Below are 17,686 nucleotides of genomic sequence, written 5' to 3'. Positions count from 1 at the left end.
GACCCCTGGATTCCCGAGGGCCCCGGGCCTCACGCCGCGCCCGCCTCCGCGGTCACCGCGACCCCGCGCCCGACCAGTTCCTCGTAGGCCGCCCGGTCGAACTCGCCCGCCACCGGTGCCGGCACCGTCGCCGCCGACAGGGCGACCGCGCGGGCCAGGCGGTCCGGCCAGGGCAGGTGCTCGACCAGGCCGGAGAGCAGCCCCGCGACCGCCGAGTCGCCCGCGCCCGTCGGGTTGCCGCGGACGCGGGCGGGCGGGGCGGCCCGCCAGCGGCCCTCCGGGGTCACCGCGAGCAGGCCCTCGGCGCCCAGTGAGGCGACCACCGAGCGGGCGCCGCGGCGCCGGGCGGCCTGAGTGGCCCGCAGCGGCTCGTGCGAGCCGGTCAGCTCGGCCAGCTCGTCGGCGTTCGGCTTGATCAGGTCCGGGCGGGCGGCGACCCCCCGGCGCAGCGGCTCCCCACTGGTGTCCAGCAGCACCGGCACGCCCGCGGCGCGCGCGGTGCGCACCAGACCGGCGTACGCGCCCACCGGAACGCCCGGCGGCAGGCTGCCGCACAGGGCCACCGCGGCGGCGCCGGCGAGCAGGCCCTCGTAGGCCTCCTGGAAGGCGTTCCACTCGGCGGGGGCCACGGCCGGGCCCGGTTCGTTGAGCTGGGTGGTGTCGCCGGTGCGCTCGTCGACGACGGCGACGGTGCGCCGGGTCGCGCCGGAGACCGGCAGCAGCGCGTCGGTCAGTCCGCGCACGCCGGTGAGTCCCTCGCGCACGACGTCTCCGGTGGTGCCGCCCGCGAAGCCGGTGACCGTCACGTCGTGCCCCAGCGCCGCCAGCACCCGCGCCACGTTCAGACCCTTGCCGCCGGGCCGCTCCGTCACCTCGGTGACGCGGTGGGAGGCGTGGGGCCTGAGGCGTGGGACGCGGTAGGTGATGTCGAGAGCGGTGTTCAGCGTGACGGTGAGGATCATCCGTGTCGCCCGTGTCACCTGTGCCGACCTCCCCCGACGCCTGTGGCCGCCTTCCGTGAACACGATCATGCCAAAAGGACGGCGGCCGGCCCACCCCCCGGGTCGGCCACCGTGGGCCGCCCGGGTTCGGGCTCGGTCCGCACTCGGTCCGCACTCGGTTCGGGCTCGGGCCCGGACTCGTGGCCGGACTCCCGGACAGATCAGCCCAGTTGTGGATCGACGACCCACTCGCCCCGGCGCATCACGCCCACCAGGTCGAAGGCGGCGTCCAGGACCACCAGGTCGGCGTCCTTGCCGGGCTCCAGGGAGCCGACCCGGCCGTCCAGGCCGAGCAGCCGCGCCGGGTTGGCGGAGATCGCCGCGACGACGTCCCCGACGGGCAGCCCGTCCACCGTCACCGCCCGCTTGAAGGCGCGGTCCAGGGTGAGCGTGGAGCCCGCGATCGAGCCGCCCTCCACAAGGCGGGCCACCCCGTCCGCGACCTCGACCTCCATCGGGCCGAGCAGGTAGCGGCCGTCGCCGAAACCGGCCGCGTCCATCGCGTCGGTGATGAAGGCGACCCGGGCCGCGCCCGCGTGGTGGAAGGCGAGCCGGAGCGCGGCCGGGTGCAGGTGCGTCCCGTCGTTGATCAGCTCGACGGTGATCCGCTCGTCCTCCAGCAGCGCCGCGATCGGACCGGGGGAGCGGTGGCCGAGCGGTGGCATCGCGTTGAACAGGTGCGTGGCGACGGTCGCGCCCGCGTCGACGGCCTGGAGCGTCTGCTCGTACGTCGCGTCCGTGTGCCCGACCGCCGCGATCACGCCGTGCTCCGCGAGCAGCCGTACGGAGTCCAGGCCGCCCGGCAGCTCGGTGGCCAGCGTCATCATCTTCGCGTGCCCGTGCGCGGCGTCGATCAGCTTGCGGACCTCGGCCGGGTCCGGGTCGCGCAGCAGTTGCTCGTCGTGCGCGCCCTTGCGGCACGGGGAGATGAACGGCCCCTCGAAGTGGATGCCGGCGATGTCGCCCTGCTGGGCCAGCTCGGCGAGCACTCCGGCGCGCCGGGCGAGGAAGTCCAGGTCGCCCGTGACGGCGGAGGCGACCACCGTCGTCGTGCCGTGCCGGCGGTGGGTGCCGACGCCCTTGAGGATGTCCTCGGGGCTGCCGCCGGTGAAGGAGGCTCCGCCGCCGCCGTGGTTGTGGATGTCGACGAAGCCGGGGACCACCCAGTGGCCCGACACGTCGAGGACTTCGGCCTCAGGGGGAGCCGTGTCCGCGATCCGCGTGCCGTCGACGATCACGCGGCCGTCGTCCACGGTTCCGGTGGGCAGTACCACCCGGGCACCGGCGAGAACCTTGCTTGGGGCCATCAGGTGGTTACCTCCGGGGGAGTCGCGGTTGGGGGAGTGATGCCGATCGGACCGGTGCCGAGCAGGTCCCAGGCCATGAGCCCGGCACCCAGGCAGCCGGCGGTGTCCCCCAGCGCCGCGGGGACGAGTTCCGGCAGCTTCTGGAAGGTGACGCGCCGCCGGACCGCGTCCCGCAGCGGTGTGAACAAGGTTTCCCCCGCCTCGGCGAGGCCGCCACCGATGATCAGGACGCGCGGGTCCAGCAGAGTGAGCGCGGTGACCAGCCCGTCGGCGAGCGCGTCCACGGCGTCCTGCCACACGGCCAGGGCGCGGGCGTCGCCCGACTCGACCGCCTTGGCGCAGTCGGCGGCGTCCGCCCGCGGGTCTCCGCACGCCTCGGCCCACGCCTGGCCGACCGCCGAAGCGGACGCGAACCGCTCCAGGCAGCCGCGCTGCCCGCACGGGCACGGGGTGCCGCCGGGGCGCACGACGACGTGGCCGATCTCGCCCGCGAAACCGTGGGCGCCCGACTCCACCCGGCCTTCGATGCCGATTGCGCCCGCGATGCCGGTGCCCAGCGGCACGAACAGGAACCGGTCGGCGCCCCGCCCGGCCCCGATCCGCCCCTCGGCGAGCCCGCCGGCGCGCACGTCGTGGCCGAGGGCGACCGGGATGCCGCCGAGCCGCTCGCCGAGCAGCGCCCGCAGCGGTACGTCGCGCCAGCCGAGGTTGGCCGCGTACACGGCGGTGCCGTGCTCCTCGTCGATGATGCCGGGGACGGCCACACCGGCGGCACGGGCGGGCTCGCCGAACCGGGCGGCACCGTAGGCGCGCAGCTCGGCGGCGAAGTCCAGGATGCCCGTGACGACCGCCTCGGGCCCGCGGGCGCGTCCGGTGGCCCGGCGTGCCTGGTGCAGCAGCTCGCCCCCCGGCCCCGCCAGGGCGGCCTTCATCCCGGTGCCGCCCACATCGAGGGCGATGACATGTCTCACGGGGACAGTGTGGCCCGTTGACCCGGGAGAGGTCTAGTCCACTGCCGTGGTGTAGACCTTAATCCGTTAAGCGAACAAGCGAACAAGCGAACAAGCGGCAACGAGCGGCAACGAGCGGCGGCGAGCCGCAGCGAGCAGCAAGAGCAGCGAACGACGTGTCGTCGGCAGGGTTGGGGAATCAGGGTGCAGCGGCGTAGGACAGGAACGATCGCGGTGGTGTCCGCACTGGGCATGACGGCGGTCCTCGGCGGCTGTGGGCTCACCGGCGACTCGGAGGAAGTCACCCTCAGGCTGGTCGCCGCCGACTACGGCGACAGCAAGGCCAACAGCTCCCAGAACTACTGGAACGACCTGGCCAAGGCGTACGAGGCCAAGCACCCCGACGTACACGTGGACGTCACCGTCTACTCGTGGAACGACGTCGACCGCAAGGTCCGCGAGATGGTCGAGGCCGGCGAGGCGCCCGACATGGCGCAGATCGGCGCCTACTCCGACTACGCGGACAAGGACCTGCTCTACCGGGCCGACGACGTGCTCTCCATCCCGGTCCAGGCCGGCTTCGTCTCCCAGCTCGCCGGTGCCGGCCAGGTCAAGGGCGTGCAGTACGGCCTGCCCTTCGCGGCCTCCACCCGCGTGCTCTTCTACAACAAGACCCTCTTCACCGAGGCCGGCGTCACCCCGCCCAAGAGCTGGGACGACCTCGCCGACGCCGCCGAAGCGCTCAAGGCCGAGGGCGTGAAGTACCCCTACGCGCTGCCGCTGGGCGCCGAGGAGGCGCAGGCCGAGACGATGCAGTGGATGCTCAGCGGCGGGGGCGGTTACACCGACGACGTCGGCACCTACTCCGTCGACTCGCCGCAGAACGTCACCACCTTCACCTGGCTGCGGGACGAACTGGTCGGCAAGGGCCTCACCGGACCGGTCGCCCCCGGCGAACTCGACCGGGCCGACGCCTTCGCCGCCTTCGCGAACGGGGACGTCGGCATGCTCAACGGACACCCCTCGCTGATGAAGGCGGCCTCCGACAAGGGGGTGAAGTTCGGCATGGTGACCACCCCCGGCATCGACGGCGAGAGCAGGAACACGCTCGGTGTCACCGACTGGATGACGGCCTTCAAGAAGAACGGCCACCAGGAGGAGATCGGCGACTTCCTCGACTTCGTCTACAGCGACGAGAACGTCCTCGGCTTCTCCCGCCAGTACGACCTGCTGCCGGTGACCACCTCCGCGTCCCAGGTCATGAGCACCGCCGAGGAGGACAAGAACCTCAAGCCCTTCCTGGACGAGCTGCTGCTCTCCGAGCTCTACCCGGTCGGCAAGACCTCCTGGGCCTCGGTCAGCGCGGACGTCAAGAAGCGCATCGGCCAGGCGGTCGCCCCCGGCGGCAGCCCCGAGGAGGTACTCGGCCGGATCCAGACGACGGCGATGCGGGCGGGCAGCGCGGAGTAGCCGAGCAGCGGCCCGCCGTCGGTGGCGGGCGTTACGGTGCCGTACATGGACCTGGGACAGAGGGAGCGCGACATCCTCGCGCTGGAGCGCCGCGGCTTCCCCGGCCCCGGCGCGAAGGAGCGCGCGATCCGCGAGGAACTGGGCCTGGCCCCCGTCCGCTACTACCAGCTCCTCAACGCCCTCCTGGACGACCCCCGCGCCCTGGCCGCCGACCCGGTGACGGTCAACCGCCTGCGCCGTGTCCGGGAGTCCCGCCGCTCCGAGCGGTGAGGCGGCGGTGAGGCAGTGGTGAGGCGGCGGGGAGATTGCCTTCCGCCCCGGCGGGATAGGTTCGCGGTATGGGCAGCCACCAGGACTCCACTCGTGACGACTCCCCGGACCACCTGCCGACCCCCGCGACGGCCGCCGGACGCGAAGGGCTCGACGCCCTCCTCGCCGACCCCGGCCGCGCGGTGATCGCCCTCGACTTCGACGGCACACTCGCCCCGATCGTCGCCGACCCCGACCGGGCCCGCGCCCACCCGGACGCCGTACCGGCGCTCGCGGCCCTCGCCCCGAAGGCCGCCTCCGTCGCGGTGATCACCGGCCGCCCGGCCGAGGTCGCGGTCCGCCACGGCGGCTTCGCCGGCGTCCCCGGCCTGGACCACCTCGTCGTCCTCGGCCACTACGGCGCCGAGCGCTGGGACGCCGCCACCGGCACCCTCACCGCCCCGGAACCGCACCCCGGCGTCGCCGCGGTCCGCGCCGAGCTGCCGGGCCTGCTGGAGCACTCCGGGGCCGGCCGGGGCACGTGGGTCGAGGAGAAGGGCCACGCGGTCGCCGTGCACACCCGCCGCGCGCCCGACCCCCAGGCCGCCTTCGACGCCCTGCGCGCCCCCCTCACCGGCCTCGCCACCCGCCACGGCCTCATCGTCGAGCCCGGCCGCATGGTCCTGGAGCTGCGCCCACCCGGCATGGACAAGGGCGCCGCGCTACGGCGGCACGCCCGCGAACTCGACGCGGGCTGCGTCCTCTACGCCGGCGACGACCTCGGCGACCTCCCCGCCTTCACAGCCGTCGACACCCTCCGCGCGGAGGGCACTCCCGGCCTCCTCGTCTGCAGCGGCAGCGACGAGGTCCCGGACCTCAGGGAGCGAGCCGACGTGGTGGTCGACGGCCCGACGGGAGTGGTGCGACTGCTGCGTTCCCTGGCCGCGCGGCTCGCGTAGCCGCCCCCTCAGCCCCGCAACGCCCTCAACTGCTCCAGGAACCACCGCGCCGGAGGCAACGCCGTCCCCGCCGCGGCCAGCCGCTTCGACCGCTCCGCCCGCTCCGCGGGAGCGACCCCCAACGCCTCGTGCAGCGCGTCGGCCGTACCGGCCACGTCGTACGGATTCACGACGAGCGCGTCCTCCCCCAGCTCCTCGTACGCTCCCGCCTCCCGCGAAAGCACCAGCACACACCCCTCGTCGGAGACGACCGGCACCTCCTTCGCGACGAGGTTCATCCCGTCCCGGACGGGATTGACCAGCGCCACGTCCGCCAGCCGGTAAGCCGCCAGCGACCGCGCGAAGTCGTCCTCCACGTGCAGCACGACCGGGGTCCAGCCGGCCGTCCCGAACTCGTCGTTGATCGAGTCCGCCACCCGCCGCACCTCGGCGGTGTAGTCCCGGTACACGGCGAGATCCTGCCGCGACGGGTACGCGAACGCGACGTGCACGACCCGCTCCCGCCACTCGGGGCGCCCCGCCAGCAGCTCCCGGTACGCCAGCAGCCCCCGCACGATGTTCTTCGACAGCTCGGTCCGGTCCACCCGCACGATGGTCCGGCGCGCGCTCCCGTCCGGACCCTGGCCGATCTCCGTCCGCAGCGCCGCCATCCGCTCGTCCACGTCGGCCTCGTGCGACCGCTGCCGCAGGAAGTCCGCGTCCGCGCCGAGCCCGTGCACGCCGATCTCCGTGCCGCCGACGCCGCCCACCACGGCGTCGCAGCACGCCGTGAACGCGTCCGCCCAGCGCCGGGTGAGGAATCCGAGCCGGTCGGCGCCGAGCATGCCGCGCAGCACCCGCTCGGCGATGTCGTCCGGCAGCAGCCGGAAGTAGTCGACCGGCGCCCACGGCGTGTGCGAGAAGTGGCCGATGCGCAGGTCGGGCCGCAGCTCCCGCAGCATCCCCGGCACCAGCGTCAGGTGGTAGTCCTGCACGATCGCGACCGCGCCCTCGGCGGCCTCCTCGGCCAGCGCCTCGGCGAAGGCCCGGTTGTAGGCCTCGTAGGAGGCCCACTGCCGCCGGAACTCCGCGTCGAAGACCGGCTCCAGGGGCGTCTGGTAGAGCATGTGGTGCACGAACCACAGCACGCTGTTGGCGATCCCGTTGTACGCGTCCGCGTGCACGTCGGCCGGCACGTCCAGCATCCGTACGCCGTCCTCGCCGACCCCGCGCCGCACCGCCTCGCGGTCGCCGTCGCCGAGCGCGGAGCACACCCACAGCGCCCCCGCGTCCGGCCCGATGGCCGACAGTCCGGAGACCAGCCCGCCACCGCCGCGTCTGGCGTGCAGCGAACCCTCCTCCCGCACCTCGTAGGAGACCGGCCCCCGGTTGGAGGCGACCAGTACCTGAGCAGCACCGAAGCTTGAAGCCATACGCCTCAACCTAGCCCGGCCCCGAAACCCTCAAACGTGGGCGGACGGCCCCTCGGCATCGATTGCGTCACGCGCCTCGTGTGCCACGCCGACAGCCGGTTCCGCGCCGAGAGGCACCGCGGGCCGAGCACCCGCGGCCGCGGCGGCGAGTACCTGACCTGCGAGCGGGACTCCGGCGGCGTCCGTCCCCGGCCGGACGGCGTCCCCGGCCGGCGCTCAGGCCACCCGCCGGGCCGCGTACTCCGCGATCTCCGTCATCGGGGGCCGTTCCTCGGTGTCCACGGAGTACGTGCGCGGCTCGAAGCCGTCGGCGCCGCGTTCGAACTGGGTGAGGGACGGCCGGACCAGGTGGCCGCGGGCCAGCCGGAGCTGGGCGGTGCGGTAGATCGCGGCGGCCATGCGGCCCAGGGCCTGGCCGTCCTGGTGCCGGTGCCTGCGGACGCCGACGTCGACCTGTGCGAGGGCGTCCAGACCCACCAGGTGCAGGGCGTCCACCAGCATGCCCAGCTCGACGCCGTACCCGACGGGGAAGGGGAGCCGTTCGAGCAGGGAGCGCCGGGCCGCGTACTCGCCGCCGAGCGGCTGGACGAAACCGGCCAGCCGCGGCCAGTGCAGGTTGAGCAGCGGGCGGGCCATCAGCTCCGTGACCCGGCCGCCCTGGCCGGGAGCGGCGCCCAGCGGGCGGTCGTACATCGCCTTGACGAGGTGCACGTCCGGGTCGGTGAGCAGCGGGCCCACGATCCCGGAGACGAAGTCGGCCGAGAACTCGCGCAGGTCGGCGTCGACGAAGCAGACGATGTCGCCGCCGGTGACCAGCAGCGAGCGCCACAGCACCTCACCCTTGCCGGGCACGGCCGGGAGGCGGGGGAGGATCGCGTCCCGGTGCACCACCCGCGCGCCCGCCGCCGCGGCCACCTCCGACGTACGGTCGCTCGAACCCGAGTCCACGACCACGATCTCGTCGACGAGCGGCACCCGGCCCATCAGGTCCCGGCGGATCACCGAGACGATGTCGCCGACGGTCGCCTCCTCGTCGAGGGCGGGGAGCACCACGCTGACCGACTGCCCGGTGGCCTGTTTGGCGGTCAGGATCCGCTGGATCGGCCGGTCCGACACGGACCAGGAGCGTGCGCCCAGCCAGCGCTCGACTTCTTCCAGCACGTTCGGAGGCTCCTTTGTGATCCATCTCGCGGTACGGACGACTATCTCAACCGCCGTGGCCTTCGGTTACAGTCTTGAACAACGCGGCGGACCACCGCATGCCGGGGTCAGGCGCGTACCACCGCAAAACAACCACATACCGCTCATCCAGAGGGGCAGAGGGATACGGCCCGTTGAAGCCCCGGCAACCCTCCAGTCGGTTCTTGTCACGCGGACGTGGCGAGGCTCCCGACTAGGGAAGGTGCCAAATCCGTCTCACGGCGAGATGCGTCGTGAGGAAGATGAGGAGAAAGGGCCTCGCCTCACATGGCTGTGCAGACTGTCGCAAGCAACACCGACACCACCGCTTCCCCCACCTCCGCCGCCTCCCCGGTCGACCTCGGTCCCGCCGCGGCGCTCTCCTGCCGCGAATGCGGCCACCGCGTACCGCTCGGTCCGGTCTTCGCCTGCGAGGAGTGTTTCGGCCCGCTGGAGATCGCCTACGACTTCTCGGCCTACGACACCGAGGAGCTGCGCGCGCGCATCGAGGCGGGCCCCGCGAACATCTGGCGTTACGCCCCGCTGCTGCCCGTCCCCGCCGACGTGGCCGACAAGCCGAACATCAACCCGGGCTGGACCAAGCTGGTCAAGGCCGACAACCTGGCCCGCGAGCTCGGTGTCACCGGCGGTCTGTACGTCAAGGACGACTCCGGCAACCCGACGCACTCCTTCAAGGACCGCGTCGTCGCGCAGGCCATCGAGGCCGCCCGCGCCTTCGGCTTCACCACCCTGTCCTGCTCCTCCACCGGCAACCTCGCGGGTGCCGTCGGCGCCGCCGCCGCCCGCGCCGGCTTCCGCTCCTGCGTGTTCATCCCGCACGACCTGGAGCAGGGCAAGGTCGTCATGGCCGCCGTCTACGGCGGTGAGCTGGTCGGCATCGAGGGCAACTACGACGACGTGAACCGCTTCTGCTCCGAGCTGATCGGCGACCCGGCCGGCGAGGGCTGGGGCTTCGTCAACGTCAACCTGCGGCCGTACTACGCGGAAGGCTCCAAGACCCTCGCGTACGAGGTCTGCGAGCAGCTCGGCTGGCGGCTGCCCGACCAGATCGTCGTCCCGATCGCGTCCGGCTCCCAGCTCACGAAGATCGACAAGGGGCTGCAGGAGCTGATCAGGCTCGGTCTGGTCGAGGACAAGCCGTACAAGATCTTCGGTGCCCAGGCCGCCGGCTGCTCGCCGGTGTCCACCGCGTACAAGGCGGGCCACGACGTCGTACGCCCCCAGAAGCCGGACACCATCGCCAAGTCCCTGGCGATCGGCAACCCGGCCGACGGCCCCTACGTCCTCGACATCGCGCGCCGCACCGGTGGCGCCGTGGAGGACGTGACCGACGAGCAGGTCGTCGAGGCCATCAGGCTGCTCGCCCGCACCGAGGGCATCTTCGCGGAGACGGCGGGCGGCGTGACGGTCGGCGTCACCAGGAAGCTGATCGAGAACGGCGTGCTCGACCCGGCGAAGACCACCGTCGTCCTCAACACGGGCGACGGCCTGAAGACCCTCGACGCGGTGGCCGGCACCGGCCTCAGCGCGACGATCCGTCCCAACCTGGACTCCTTCCGAGAGGCTGGCCTCGCATGAGCGTGACCGTTCGCATCCCGACCATCCTGCGCACCTACACCGGCGGCAAGGCCGAGGTGCCCGCCGAGGGCGCCAACCTGGGCGAGGTCATCTCCGACCTGGAGAAGAACCACACCGGCATCGCCGCCCGCGTCCTGGACGACCAGGGCAAGCTGCGCCGCTTCGTCAACGTGTACGTCAACGACGACGACGTCCGCTTCGAGCAGGGCCTGGAGACGGCGACCCCGGACGGCGCCGGCGTCTCCATCATCCCCGCGGTCGCCGGCGGCTGATCCGCACCTCCGTTACCTTCGGTAATCAAGGTAACGCTCGGTTTATCGAATTGCCCCCTCCGTAAGAGAAGCGGAGGGGGCAATTCCATGTGGTTGAGCACGGTAGAGTTGGGGAACGCGCTCCCGATCGCAAGGTCGGGAACCCTGAATTCCTGCCGCCCGTCCGACAAGATGTAGCCAAAGTGTGGGCGTGTTTCGCGGCTTTTGCTCCTTTTGTGTGCCCCGACTTGACCCGAATTCAGGCGAATTCTCGCCACATTCCGGACCGGGTGCGTCCGGATTTCTCGTCCGATTGACCTGTTGCAGACGGCAGTTGGACAGATACATTCAGCCGCGGTCGACGCGTTCCGGCGCACGCCCCCAGTCGTGGGGGGTGAGGTCTGACCCGGATCCGCGAAGTGCGGATCTGTGCAAGGGCCAGTAATAGGGGAGTTAGGCATGGCTCAGGGCACCGTCAAGTGGTTCAACGCGGAGAAGGGGTACGGCTTCATCGCGGTCGACGGTGGTGCGGATGTTTTCGTCCACTACAGCGCGATTCAAATGGACGGCTACCGCACCCTCGAAGAAGGCCAGCGGGTCGAGTTCGAGATCTCGCAGGGTCAGAAGGGCCCGCAGGCCGACATGGTTCGCCTCAGCGCCTGAGACGCGCGGCCACCGCAAGCGAAGGTCTTCTCTGAAGGGCCCGCATCCCCCCGGGGGATGCGGGCCCTTCGGTCTGCCCGGACGCCTGTCCGGACGCCTGCCGGACTCACGCCCGGACGCCGGCCGGACGCCGGTCCCGAAGGCCGTTCCTCGGCGCCGATCCCCGAGAGGCGCTTGCACTCGACAGGGGCGAGTGCTAATCATTGCGTTAGCACTCTGAAGGTGAGAGTGACAACGAAGGACCGGGTCGGTGAGGCCCGCAGGCCGGGTGGGGAAGGAACCGCACGGCAGGCGAGCCGTCCGTCGCGGGCGCGGGCGCGGTCCGAAGGAATCACCCCCAGTCCTGGAGGGACCACTTCACATGGCCAAGATCATCGCGTTCGACGAGGAGGCGCGGCGCGGCCTCGAGCGCGGCATGAACCAGCTCGCGGACGCCGTCAAGGTGACGCTCGGCCCCAAGGGCCGCAACGTCGTCCTCGAGAAGAAGTGGGGCGCCCCCACGATCACCAACGATGGTGTGTCCATCGCCAAGGAGATCGAGCTCGAGGACCCGTACGAGAAGATCGGCGCCGAGCTGGTCAAGGAAGTCGCCAAGAAGACGGACGACGTCGCCGGTGACGGTACGACCACGGCGACCGTTCTCGCCCAGGCCCTGGTCAAGGAAGGCCTGCGCAACGTCGCGGCCGGTGCCAACCCGATGGCCCTGAAGCGCGGTATCGAGAAGGCCGTCGAGGCCGTCTCCGCCGCCCTGCTGGAGCAGGCGAAGGACGTCGAGACCAAGGAGCAGATCGCCTCCACGGCCTCCATCTCCGCCGCCGACACCCAGATCGGCGAGCTCATCGCCGAGGCCATGGACAAGGTCGGCAAGGAAGGCGTCATCACCGTCGAGGAGTCCCAGACCTTCGGTCTGGAGCTGGAGCTCACCGAGGGTATGCGCTTCGACAAGGGCTACATCTCGGCGTACTTCGCCACCGACATGGAGCGTATGGAGGCGTCGCTCGACGACCCGTACATCCTCATCGCCAACTCCAAGATCGGCAACGTCAAGGACCTGCTGCCGCTCCTGGAGAAGGTCATGCAGTCGGGCAAGCCGCTGCTGATCATCGCCGAGGACGTCGAGGGCGAGGCCCTGTCGACCCTGGTCGTCAACAAGATCCGCGGCACCTTCAAGTCCGTCGCCGTCAAGGCCCCGGGCTTCGGCGACCGCCGCAAGGCCATGCTCGGCGACATCGCCATCCTCACGGGTGGCGAGGTCATCTCCGAGGAGGTCGGCCTCAAGCTGGAGAACGCCACGCTCGACCTCCTGGGCAGCGCGCGCAAGGTCGTCATCACCAAGGACGAGACCACGATCGTGGACGGCGCCGGCTCGGCCGACCAGGTCCAGGGCCGCGTCAACCAGATCCGCGCCGAGATCGAGAACAGCGACTCGGACTACGACCGCGAGAAGCTCCAGGAGCGTCTGGCGAAGCTGGCCGGCGGCGTGGCCGTCATCAAGGCCGGTGCCGCCACCGAGGTCGAGCTCAAGGAGCGCAAGCACCGCATCGAGGACGCCGTTCGCAACGCGAAGGCGGCCGTCGAGGAGGGCATCGTCGCCGGTGGTGGCGTGGCCCTGCTCCAGGCCTCCCAGGTCTTCGAGAAGCTGGAGCTGTCGGGTGACGAGGCGACCGGCGCCAACGCCGTGAAGCTCGCCCTGGAGGCCCCGCTGAAGCAGATCGCCGTCAACGGTGGTCTCGAGGGCGGCGTCGTCGTGGAGAAGGTCCGCAACCTGACCGTCGGCCACGGCCTCAACGCCGCGTCCGGCGAGTACGTCGACATGATCGCCGAGGGCATCATCGACCCGGCGAAGGTGACCCGCTCTGCCCTGCAGAACGCCGCCTCCATCGCCGCGCTGTTCCTCACCACCGAGGCCGTCATCGCCGACAAGCCGGAGAAGGCCGCCGCGGGCGGCGCTCCGGGCGGCATGCCGGGCGGTGACATGGACTTCTGATCGACCTCTGGTTGATCGACCGTCCGTCACGTACCGAGGGCGGCACCCCCTGTTCCGGCAGGGGGTGCCGCCCTCGGGCGTTTCCCGGGCGCCGGGGCCCCGGGAAGCCCTCGGGAAGCCCCGTGCGGCACTCGGGTGTGCCCCGGATCACACCGGGCCGCAGGGATCGGACGGAATGACGGCGCCGGGTGGGCCGGTTGTCGCTGGAGTGCGGTCAATGCATGCGCACATACCGACCGGTATCACCTCAAGGAGCCCCCCACGTGACCACCACCGCCCCCGACGCCGCCACGCGCGCCGCCCGGATCCTCGCCCGCCCGGCCACCATCAACGGCCTGACCGTGCCCAACCGCATCGCCATGGCCCCGATGACCCGGATGTTCTCCCCGGGCGGCGTCCCCGGCGACGACGTGGTCTCGTACTACTCCCGGCGCGCCGCCGCCGGTGTCGGTCTGATCGTCACCGAGGGCACCTACGTCGGCCACGACTCCGCCGGACAGAGCGACCGAGTGCCGCGCTTCCACGGCGAGGAGCAGCTCGCCGGGTGGGCGAAGGTCGCCGAGGCGGTGCACGCGGCGGGCGGCACGATCGTGCCGCAGCTCTGGCACATCGGCATGGTCCGCAAGCAGGGCGAGCCGCCCTTCGCGGACGCGCCCGCCGTCGGCCCCTCCGGCCTGCGCATCGGCGAGGACGAGGTCACCGGCAAGGCGATGACCCGGCGCGACCTGGACGACGTCATCGGCGCCTTCGCCGAGGCCGCTGCCGCCGCCGAACGCATCGGCTTCGACGGCGTGGAGATCCACGGCGCCCACGGCTACCTCGTCGACCAGTTCCTGTGGGCGGGCACCAACCGCCGCACCGACGCCTACGGCGGCGACCCGGTCTCCCGCACCCGCTTCGCCGCCGAGATCGTGGCCGCCGTACGGGAGAAGGTCTCGGCCGAGTTCCCCGTGATCTTCCGCTACTCCCAGTGGAAGCAGGAGGCCTACGGCGCCCGCCTCGCCGAGACCCCCGAGGAGCTGGAGGCGATCCTCGCCCCGCTCGCCTCGGCCGGCGTCGACGCCTTCCACGCCTCCACCCGCCGCTACTGGCGCCCCGAGTTCGACGGCTCCGACCTCAACCTCGCCGGCTGGACCAGGAAGCTCACCGGCAGGACCGCCATCACCGTCGGCTCGGTCGGCCTCGACGGTGACTTCACCAAGGCGTTCCTGGGCGAGGGCGCCCCGATCGGCAGCCTCGACAACCTCCTCGACCGCCTGGAGCGCGACGAGTTCGACCTCGTCGCCGTCGGCCGCGCGCTGCTCCAGGACCCGCGGTGGGCCGAGAAGGTCCTCGCCGGGAACTTCGACGCGCTCGCCCCGTACGACGCGGCGTCGCTGAAGACCCTCAGCTGAGCCGGGCGCGCACCACGGCGTAGGGTCCGGAGATCACCAACTGGCGTCGTCCAGCGGTAACCAGTGAGGAGTGATCGATGAGCACGGCCGAACCCGTGGTGCGCACCGCCGCCGGTGCGGTGCGCGGACGGACCGAGAACGGTCTCACCGTCTTCCGCGGCATCCCGTTCGCCGAACCGCCGGTGGGCGCGGCCCGGTTCGCCGCCCCGCGGCCCGTCCGCGCCTGGGACGGCATACGCGAGGCCCACGCCTTCGGCCCGCCGCCCCCGCAGGACATGGGGGTCGCGGGCCCGGCCGTCGACCTTCCCGAGGGCGACGACTGGCTCACCGTCAACGTCTGGACCCCCGCCCCCGACCCGGCCGCCCACCGCCCGGTGATGGTCTGGATCTACGGCGGCGCCTACAAGCTCGGCCACTCCGGCAGCCCCGGCTACGACGCCCGCCGCATCGCCGCCGACGGCGACCTCGTCGTCGTCACCTTCAACTACCGCGTCGGCATGGAGGGCTTCGCCCACATCGAGGGCGCCCCCGCCAACCGGGGGCTGCTCGACCAGGTGGCCGCACTGGAGTGGGTACGGGACAACATCGCGGCATTCGGCGGCGACCCGGACCAGGTCACCGTCTTCGGCGAGTCGGCGGGCGCCGGTTCCGTCGCCTCCCTGCTGGCCATGCCCCGCGCGGCGGGACTCTTCCACCGGGCCATCGCCCAGAGCGTCCCGGGCACCTTCTTCTCCGCCGAACTCGCCCGGGACGTCGGCACCGCCCTCGCCGCCGAGCTCGGCCTGCGGCCCACCGTCGCCGACCTGGCGGCCGTGGACCCGGGCCGACTGGTCGGCGCGGGGCAGTCACTCGTCCCGAAGATGCCCGGGCGCGTGGACCGCTGGGGGCAGGCCGCGCCCACCGTCACCCCGTACTCGCCGGTCGTGGACGGCGACGTGCTGCCGGTCATGCCGTGGCAGGCGCTGGCGTCCGGTGCGTCGCGGGACGTCGACCTCGTCGTCGGCCACAACCGCGATGAGAACCGCCTCTTCACCGCCATGGCGGGCAAGCTCGGCCAGATCGGCGAGAAGCGTGCGAGTGCGGCGCTGAGCCTGTACGCGCCGGGTGGCGAGGCGGCCTACCGGGCCGCCTACCCGGGCGTCTCCGCGGGCGACCTGTACGAACGCGTCCAGACCGACTGGCTCTTCGCCATGCCGTCACTGCACCTGGCCGAGGCCCATCTCGCGGGCGGCGGCCGGTCCCACGTCTACGAGCTGACCTGGCCGGCGCCGGGCGACGGCGGTGTCCTCGGCGCCTGCCACGCCCTGGACATCCCGCTCCTGTTCGGTACCTTCCAGGCCGACGTGGGGCTGCTCCTCTTCGGCGGAACGGAGCCGTCGCCGGAGGCGCTGGCCCTGTCCGCCCGGTTCCGGACCTCGTGGACGTCCTTCGCCCGCACCGGCGACCCCGGCTGGCCCGCGTACGACACGGAACGGCGCCTGGTCCAGGTCCTGGACGCCGAGCCGGTGGTCGCGCCCTACCCCGAGGAGACGTCCCGACGCCTTTGGGAGGGGTACGAGTTCGCGCCCCTGCCGCTGCTGGCTCCGCGGGCCTGAACGTCCGGTCTCCTGTACGGGGAGGCGGAGCGCGCTCCGGGCCCGAACGCCGCCGTGCCTGAGGCGCGGGTCTTGGGCCGTCTCGGGCACCCCCGACTTCCACGTGGCCCCACGGTCACGTGGAAGCAGGGGCCGCCTTGATGCCGTCGACGAAGACCGACCAGGCGTCGGCCTGGAAGCGGAGCATCGGGCCTTCGGGGTTCTTCGAGTCCCGGACCGGGATGGCGGTGGTGACGGCGGCGACTTCGAGGCAGTCGCCGCCGTCCCCTGCGCTGTAGCTGGACTTGCGCCAAGTGGCAGCTGAGAGTTCGGCCTCAGGAGTGCTGTTCATGCTCGTAAGTCTGCGCCACCGACTGAATCAGGACCAGTGAGTCGGGTGGGGACAGGGCGGTGGCCTGGAGGAGGCTGAACGTCAGGCTGTGCCGGGCGACAGTGCTCGGATCCTCCAACAGCGCGCCCATGTCCAGTCCCTCGACGAAGCAGAGGGTAGGGGCGTCAGTGAACTCCATGAGCTTCAGGGAGCCGCCCATCGCGGCGTGCGTTCCGGCGCTGAACGGCAGAACTTGCGCGATGATCCGATGCCTGGCCACCAAGTCCGCGACGTGGCGCAGGGTTTCCGCCATGGCCGCCGTGCCGCCCACCGGACGACGGAGCGCGGCTTCGTCAAGCACCACCCACAACAGCGGGGTTGTTGGATTGTTCAGTAGCCGCGCCCGCTCCATTCGGTTGGCCACCAGCTGCTCGACCTCGGAGTCGGACGCCATGGGCCGATACGTGCGGAACAGTGCCTCGGCGTAGCCCGGGGTCTGCAAGAGGCCGGGAATCAGAAGCGGCAGGTAGTGCCTGATCGTTGTAGCAACAGCCTCCGCCTCCGCGGCCTCAGCGAAGTGCTCCGGATACTTCGACTTCGCCGACGCCGCGCAGTTGCGCCGGAAGAAGTCGTCCGTGCGCAGGACGTCGTCGAGTAGCCGCGCGTACTCCGGCTGCATCCTGCGCGTACCGGACTCCAGTTGGCCGATGAACGAGCCGCTGACGAACAGCCGCCCGCCCAGCTCCTCCTGGCTCAGCCCGGCCTTCTCGCGGGCGTGGCGCAGCTCGGCGCCCAGGAGGGCGCGGGGGGACGAGGACGGGTCGAGGTCTTTGGGTCCTGGCATGGTGACGGAACTCCCGGTCGCACAGCAGGGGTTGTTGGGACGCCCTGTATGGCCAGGTTAGGGGCGGAGTGGACACGCTGTGTCGTGAATCACGAACTCAGCGTGGAGGTGAGGAAGGGTGCGGTCGACCGAAGAAGTCGTCGAGTCCCTGCGGCAGGCCCTCGTGGGCGCCGGTGTCGTACTGCCGTCCCTGTGCGTCGATCCGGTGACCGGCGCGAGTGACGAGCCGTTCGCCCTGGTCGACCTGGGGCGGTGCAACGTCCGGGTCGCGGAGCGGCTGGCGTCGGTGGTGCGGGGCGAGCGGCCGGCCGTCGGCACGCATGCCGTGGACGCCAGGGACGGGCGTGTGGGGGAGGTGATGGGACACGGGGGAGGCAGTGTGCGGCTGCGGCCGGTCGCGGGAGGCCGGGAGTGGGACTGCCCGCGGGCGTCCGTGGCCGTGGCGCAGCCGGAGGAGGTGCTGAGGGCGCGGCTGCGCCGGACGAACCACGAGAGCGTACGGCCCTAGAGAGGGTG

17 protein-coding genes and 1 riboswitch are annotated in these 17,686 nt (G+C 72.0%); of the genes, 10 read left to right on the top strand and 7 right to left on the bottom strand.

The annotated features are described in order from the left end of the window. Window positions 1-29: 29 nt before the first annotated feature. The 3 genes from ACZ4V1_RS15840 to ACZ4V1_RS15830 all read right to left on the bottom strand — a co-directional run bounded on the left by ACZ4V1_RS15840 (window position 30) and on the right by ACZ4V1_RS15830 (window position 3,240). On the bottom strand, window positions 30-962 hold the full coding sequence (locus tag ACZ4V1_RS15840) for a 1-phosphofructokinase family hexose kinase (RefSeq protein WP_468335703.1): 933 nt from the start codon (window positions 960-962) through the stop codon (window positions 30-32). Window positions 963-1,162: 200 nt separating this feature from the next. After that, window positions 1,163-2,308: an N-acetylglucosamine-6-phosphate deacetylase gene (gene nagA, locus ACZ4V1_RS15835; RefSeq protein WP_468335287.1), complete on the bottom strand. Its 1,146-nt coding sequence runs from the start codon at window positions 2,306-2,308 to the stop codon at window positions 1,163-1,165. Further along, window positions 2,308-3,240 carry an ROK family protein gene (locus tag ACZ4V1_RS15830; protein ID WP_468335700.1) on the bottom strand — a complete coding sequence of 311 codons (933 nt, stop codon included), beginning with the start codon at window positions 3,238-3,240 and terminating at the stop codon, window positions 2,308-2,310. Before ACZ4V1_RS15830 ends, nagA begins: the two co-directional genes overlap by 1 nt. Window positions 3,241-3,462: 222 nt before the next feature. Here ACZ4V1_RS15830 and ACZ4V1_RS15825 point away from each other — a divergent pair, with 222 nt between their 5' ends. The 3 genes from ACZ4V1_RS15825 (at window position 3,463) to otsB (ending at window position 5,936) form a co-directional block, all read left to right on the top strand. Then, window positions 3,463-4,728 carry an ABC transporter substrate-binding protein gene (locus tag ACZ4V1_RS15825; RefSeq protein ID WP_468335284.1) on the top strand — a complete coding sequence of 422 codons (1,266 nt, stop codon included), beginning with the start codon at window positions 3,463-3,465 and terminating at the stop codon, window positions 4,726-4,728. Between the two features lie 45 nt (window positions 4,729-4,773). Further along, the gene (locus ACZ4V1_RS15820; RefSeq protein WP_375912966.1) at window positions 4,774-4,998 is read left to right on the top strand and encodes a DUF3263 domain-containing protein; all 225 of its coding nucleotides are present in this window, start codon (window positions 4,774-4,776) and stop codon (window positions 4,996-4,998) included. Window positions 4,999-5,066: 68 nt separating this feature from the next. Then, window positions 5,067-5,936, top strand: coding sequence for a trehalose-phosphatase (gene otsB, locus ACZ4V1_RS15815; RefSeq protein ID WP_468335281.1), 870 nt, complete (start codon window positions 5,067-5,069; stop codon window positions 5,934-5,936). Window positions 5,937-5,944: 8 nt separating this feature from the next. Here otsB and ACZ4V1_RS15810 read toward each other — a convergent pair whose 3' ends face one another. Together ACZ4V1_RS15810 and ACZ4V1_RS15805 are read right to left on the bottom strand one after the other, a co-directional pair. Beyond that, window positions 5,945-7,348, bottom strand: a complete 1,404-nt coding sequence (locus ACZ4V1_RS15810) for an alpha,alpha-trehalose-phosphate synthase (UDP-forming) (protein ID WP_468335278.1) — start codon at window positions 7,346-7,348, stop codon at window positions 5,945-5,947. A 216-nt stretch (window positions 7,349-7,564) separates the two neighbouring features. Beyond that, window positions 7,565-8,509 carry a glucosyl-3-phosphoglycerate synthase gene (locus ACZ4V1_RS15805; RefSeq protein WP_468335275.1) on the bottom strand — a complete coding sequence of 315 codons (945 nt, stop codon included), beginning with the start codon at window positions 8,507-8,509 and terminating at the stop codon, window positions 7,565-7,567. 140 nt (window positions 8,510-8,649) lie between these two features. After that, window positions 8,650-8,797: riboswitch (SAM riboswitch) on the top strand. A gap of 18 nt (window positions 8,798-8,815) precedes the next feature. Here ACZ4V1_RS15805 and thrC point away from each other — a divergent pair. The 6 genes from thrC (at window position 8,816) to ACZ4V1_RS15775 (ending at window position 16,016) form a co-directional block, all read left to right on the top strand. Beyond that, a complete protein-coding gene (gene thrC / locus ACZ4V1_RS15800) occupies window positions 8,816-10,126 on the top strand; it encodes a threonine synthase (RefSeq protein ID WP_468335272.1) in 1,311 nt (436 codons plus the stop codon). Beyond that, the gene (locus tag ACZ4V1_RS15795; protein WP_468335269.1) at window positions 10,123-10,398 is read left to right on the top strand and encodes a MoaD/ThiS family protein; all 276 of its coding nucleotides are present in this window, start codon (window positions 10,123-10,125) and stop codon (window positions 10,396-10,398) included. Before thrC ends, ACZ4V1_RS15795 begins: the two co-directional genes overlap by 4 nt. A gap of 438 nt (window positions 10,399-10,836) precedes the next feature. Then, window positions 10,837-11,040: a cold-shock protein gene (locus ACZ4V1_RS15790; protein ID WP_004929928.1), complete on the top strand. Its 204-nt coding sequence runs from the start codon at window positions 10,837-10,839 to the stop codon at window positions 11,038-11,040. A gap of 361 nt (window positions 11,041-11,401) precedes the next feature. After that, the gene (gene groL / locus ACZ4V1_RS15785; protein ID WP_468335265.1) at window positions 11,402-13,027 is read left to right on the top strand and encodes a chaperonin GroEL; all 1,626 of its coding nucleotides are present in this window, start codon (window positions 11,402-11,404) and stop codon (window positions 13,025-13,027) included. 263 nt (window positions 13,028-13,290) lie between these two features. Next, a complete protein-coding gene (locus tag ACZ4V1_RS15780) occupies window positions 13,291-14,421 on the top strand; it encodes an NADH:flavin oxidoreductase (protein WP_468335262.1) in 1,131 nt (376 codons plus the stop codon). Between the two features lie 77 nt (window positions 14,422-14,498). After that, the gene (locus tag ACZ4V1_RS15775; RefSeq protein ID WP_468335259.1) at window positions 14,499-16,016 is read left to right on the top strand and encodes a carboxylesterase/lipase family protein; all 1,518 of its coding nucleotides are present in this window, start codon (window positions 14,499-14,501) and stop codon (window positions 16,014-16,016) included. Window positions 16,017-16,131: 115 nt separating this feature from the next. Here ACZ4V1_RS15775 and ACZ4V1_RS15770 read toward each other — a convergent pair whose 3' ends face one another. Next, window positions 16,132-16,347, bottom strand: a complete 216-nt coding sequence (locus ACZ4V1_RS15770) for a DUF397 domain-containing protein (protein ID WP_468335256.1) — start codon at window positions 16,345-16,347, stop codon at window positions 16,132-16,134. Then, window positions 16,331-17,170, bottom strand: a complete 840-nt coding sequence (locus ACZ4V1_RS15765) for a helix-turn-helix domain-containing protein (protein WP_468335253.1) — start codon at window positions 17,168-17,170, stop codon at window positions 16,331-16,333. The genes ACZ4V1_RS15770 and ACZ4V1_RS15765 overlap by 17 nt, the downstream gene beginning before the upstream one ends. 118 nt (window positions 17,171-17,288) lie before the next feature. Here ACZ4V1_RS15765 and ACZ4V1_RS15760 point away from each other — a divergent pair, with 118 nt between their 5' ends. Beyond that, window positions 17,289-17,678: a hypothetical protein gene (locus ACZ4V1_RS15760; RefSeq protein ID WP_468335250.1), complete on the top strand. Its 390-nt coding sequence runs from the start codon at window positions 17,289-17,291 to the stop codon at window positions 17,676-17,678. The last annotated feature ends 8 nt before the right edge of the window (window positions 17,679-17,686 follow it).

The sequence above is a fragment of the Streptomyces sp. NPDC028991 genome, assembly GCF_055564775.1.
The sequence above is the reverse complement of the archived record's forward strand: the minus strand, read 5'-3'. Positions and strand labels throughout refer to the sequence as shown.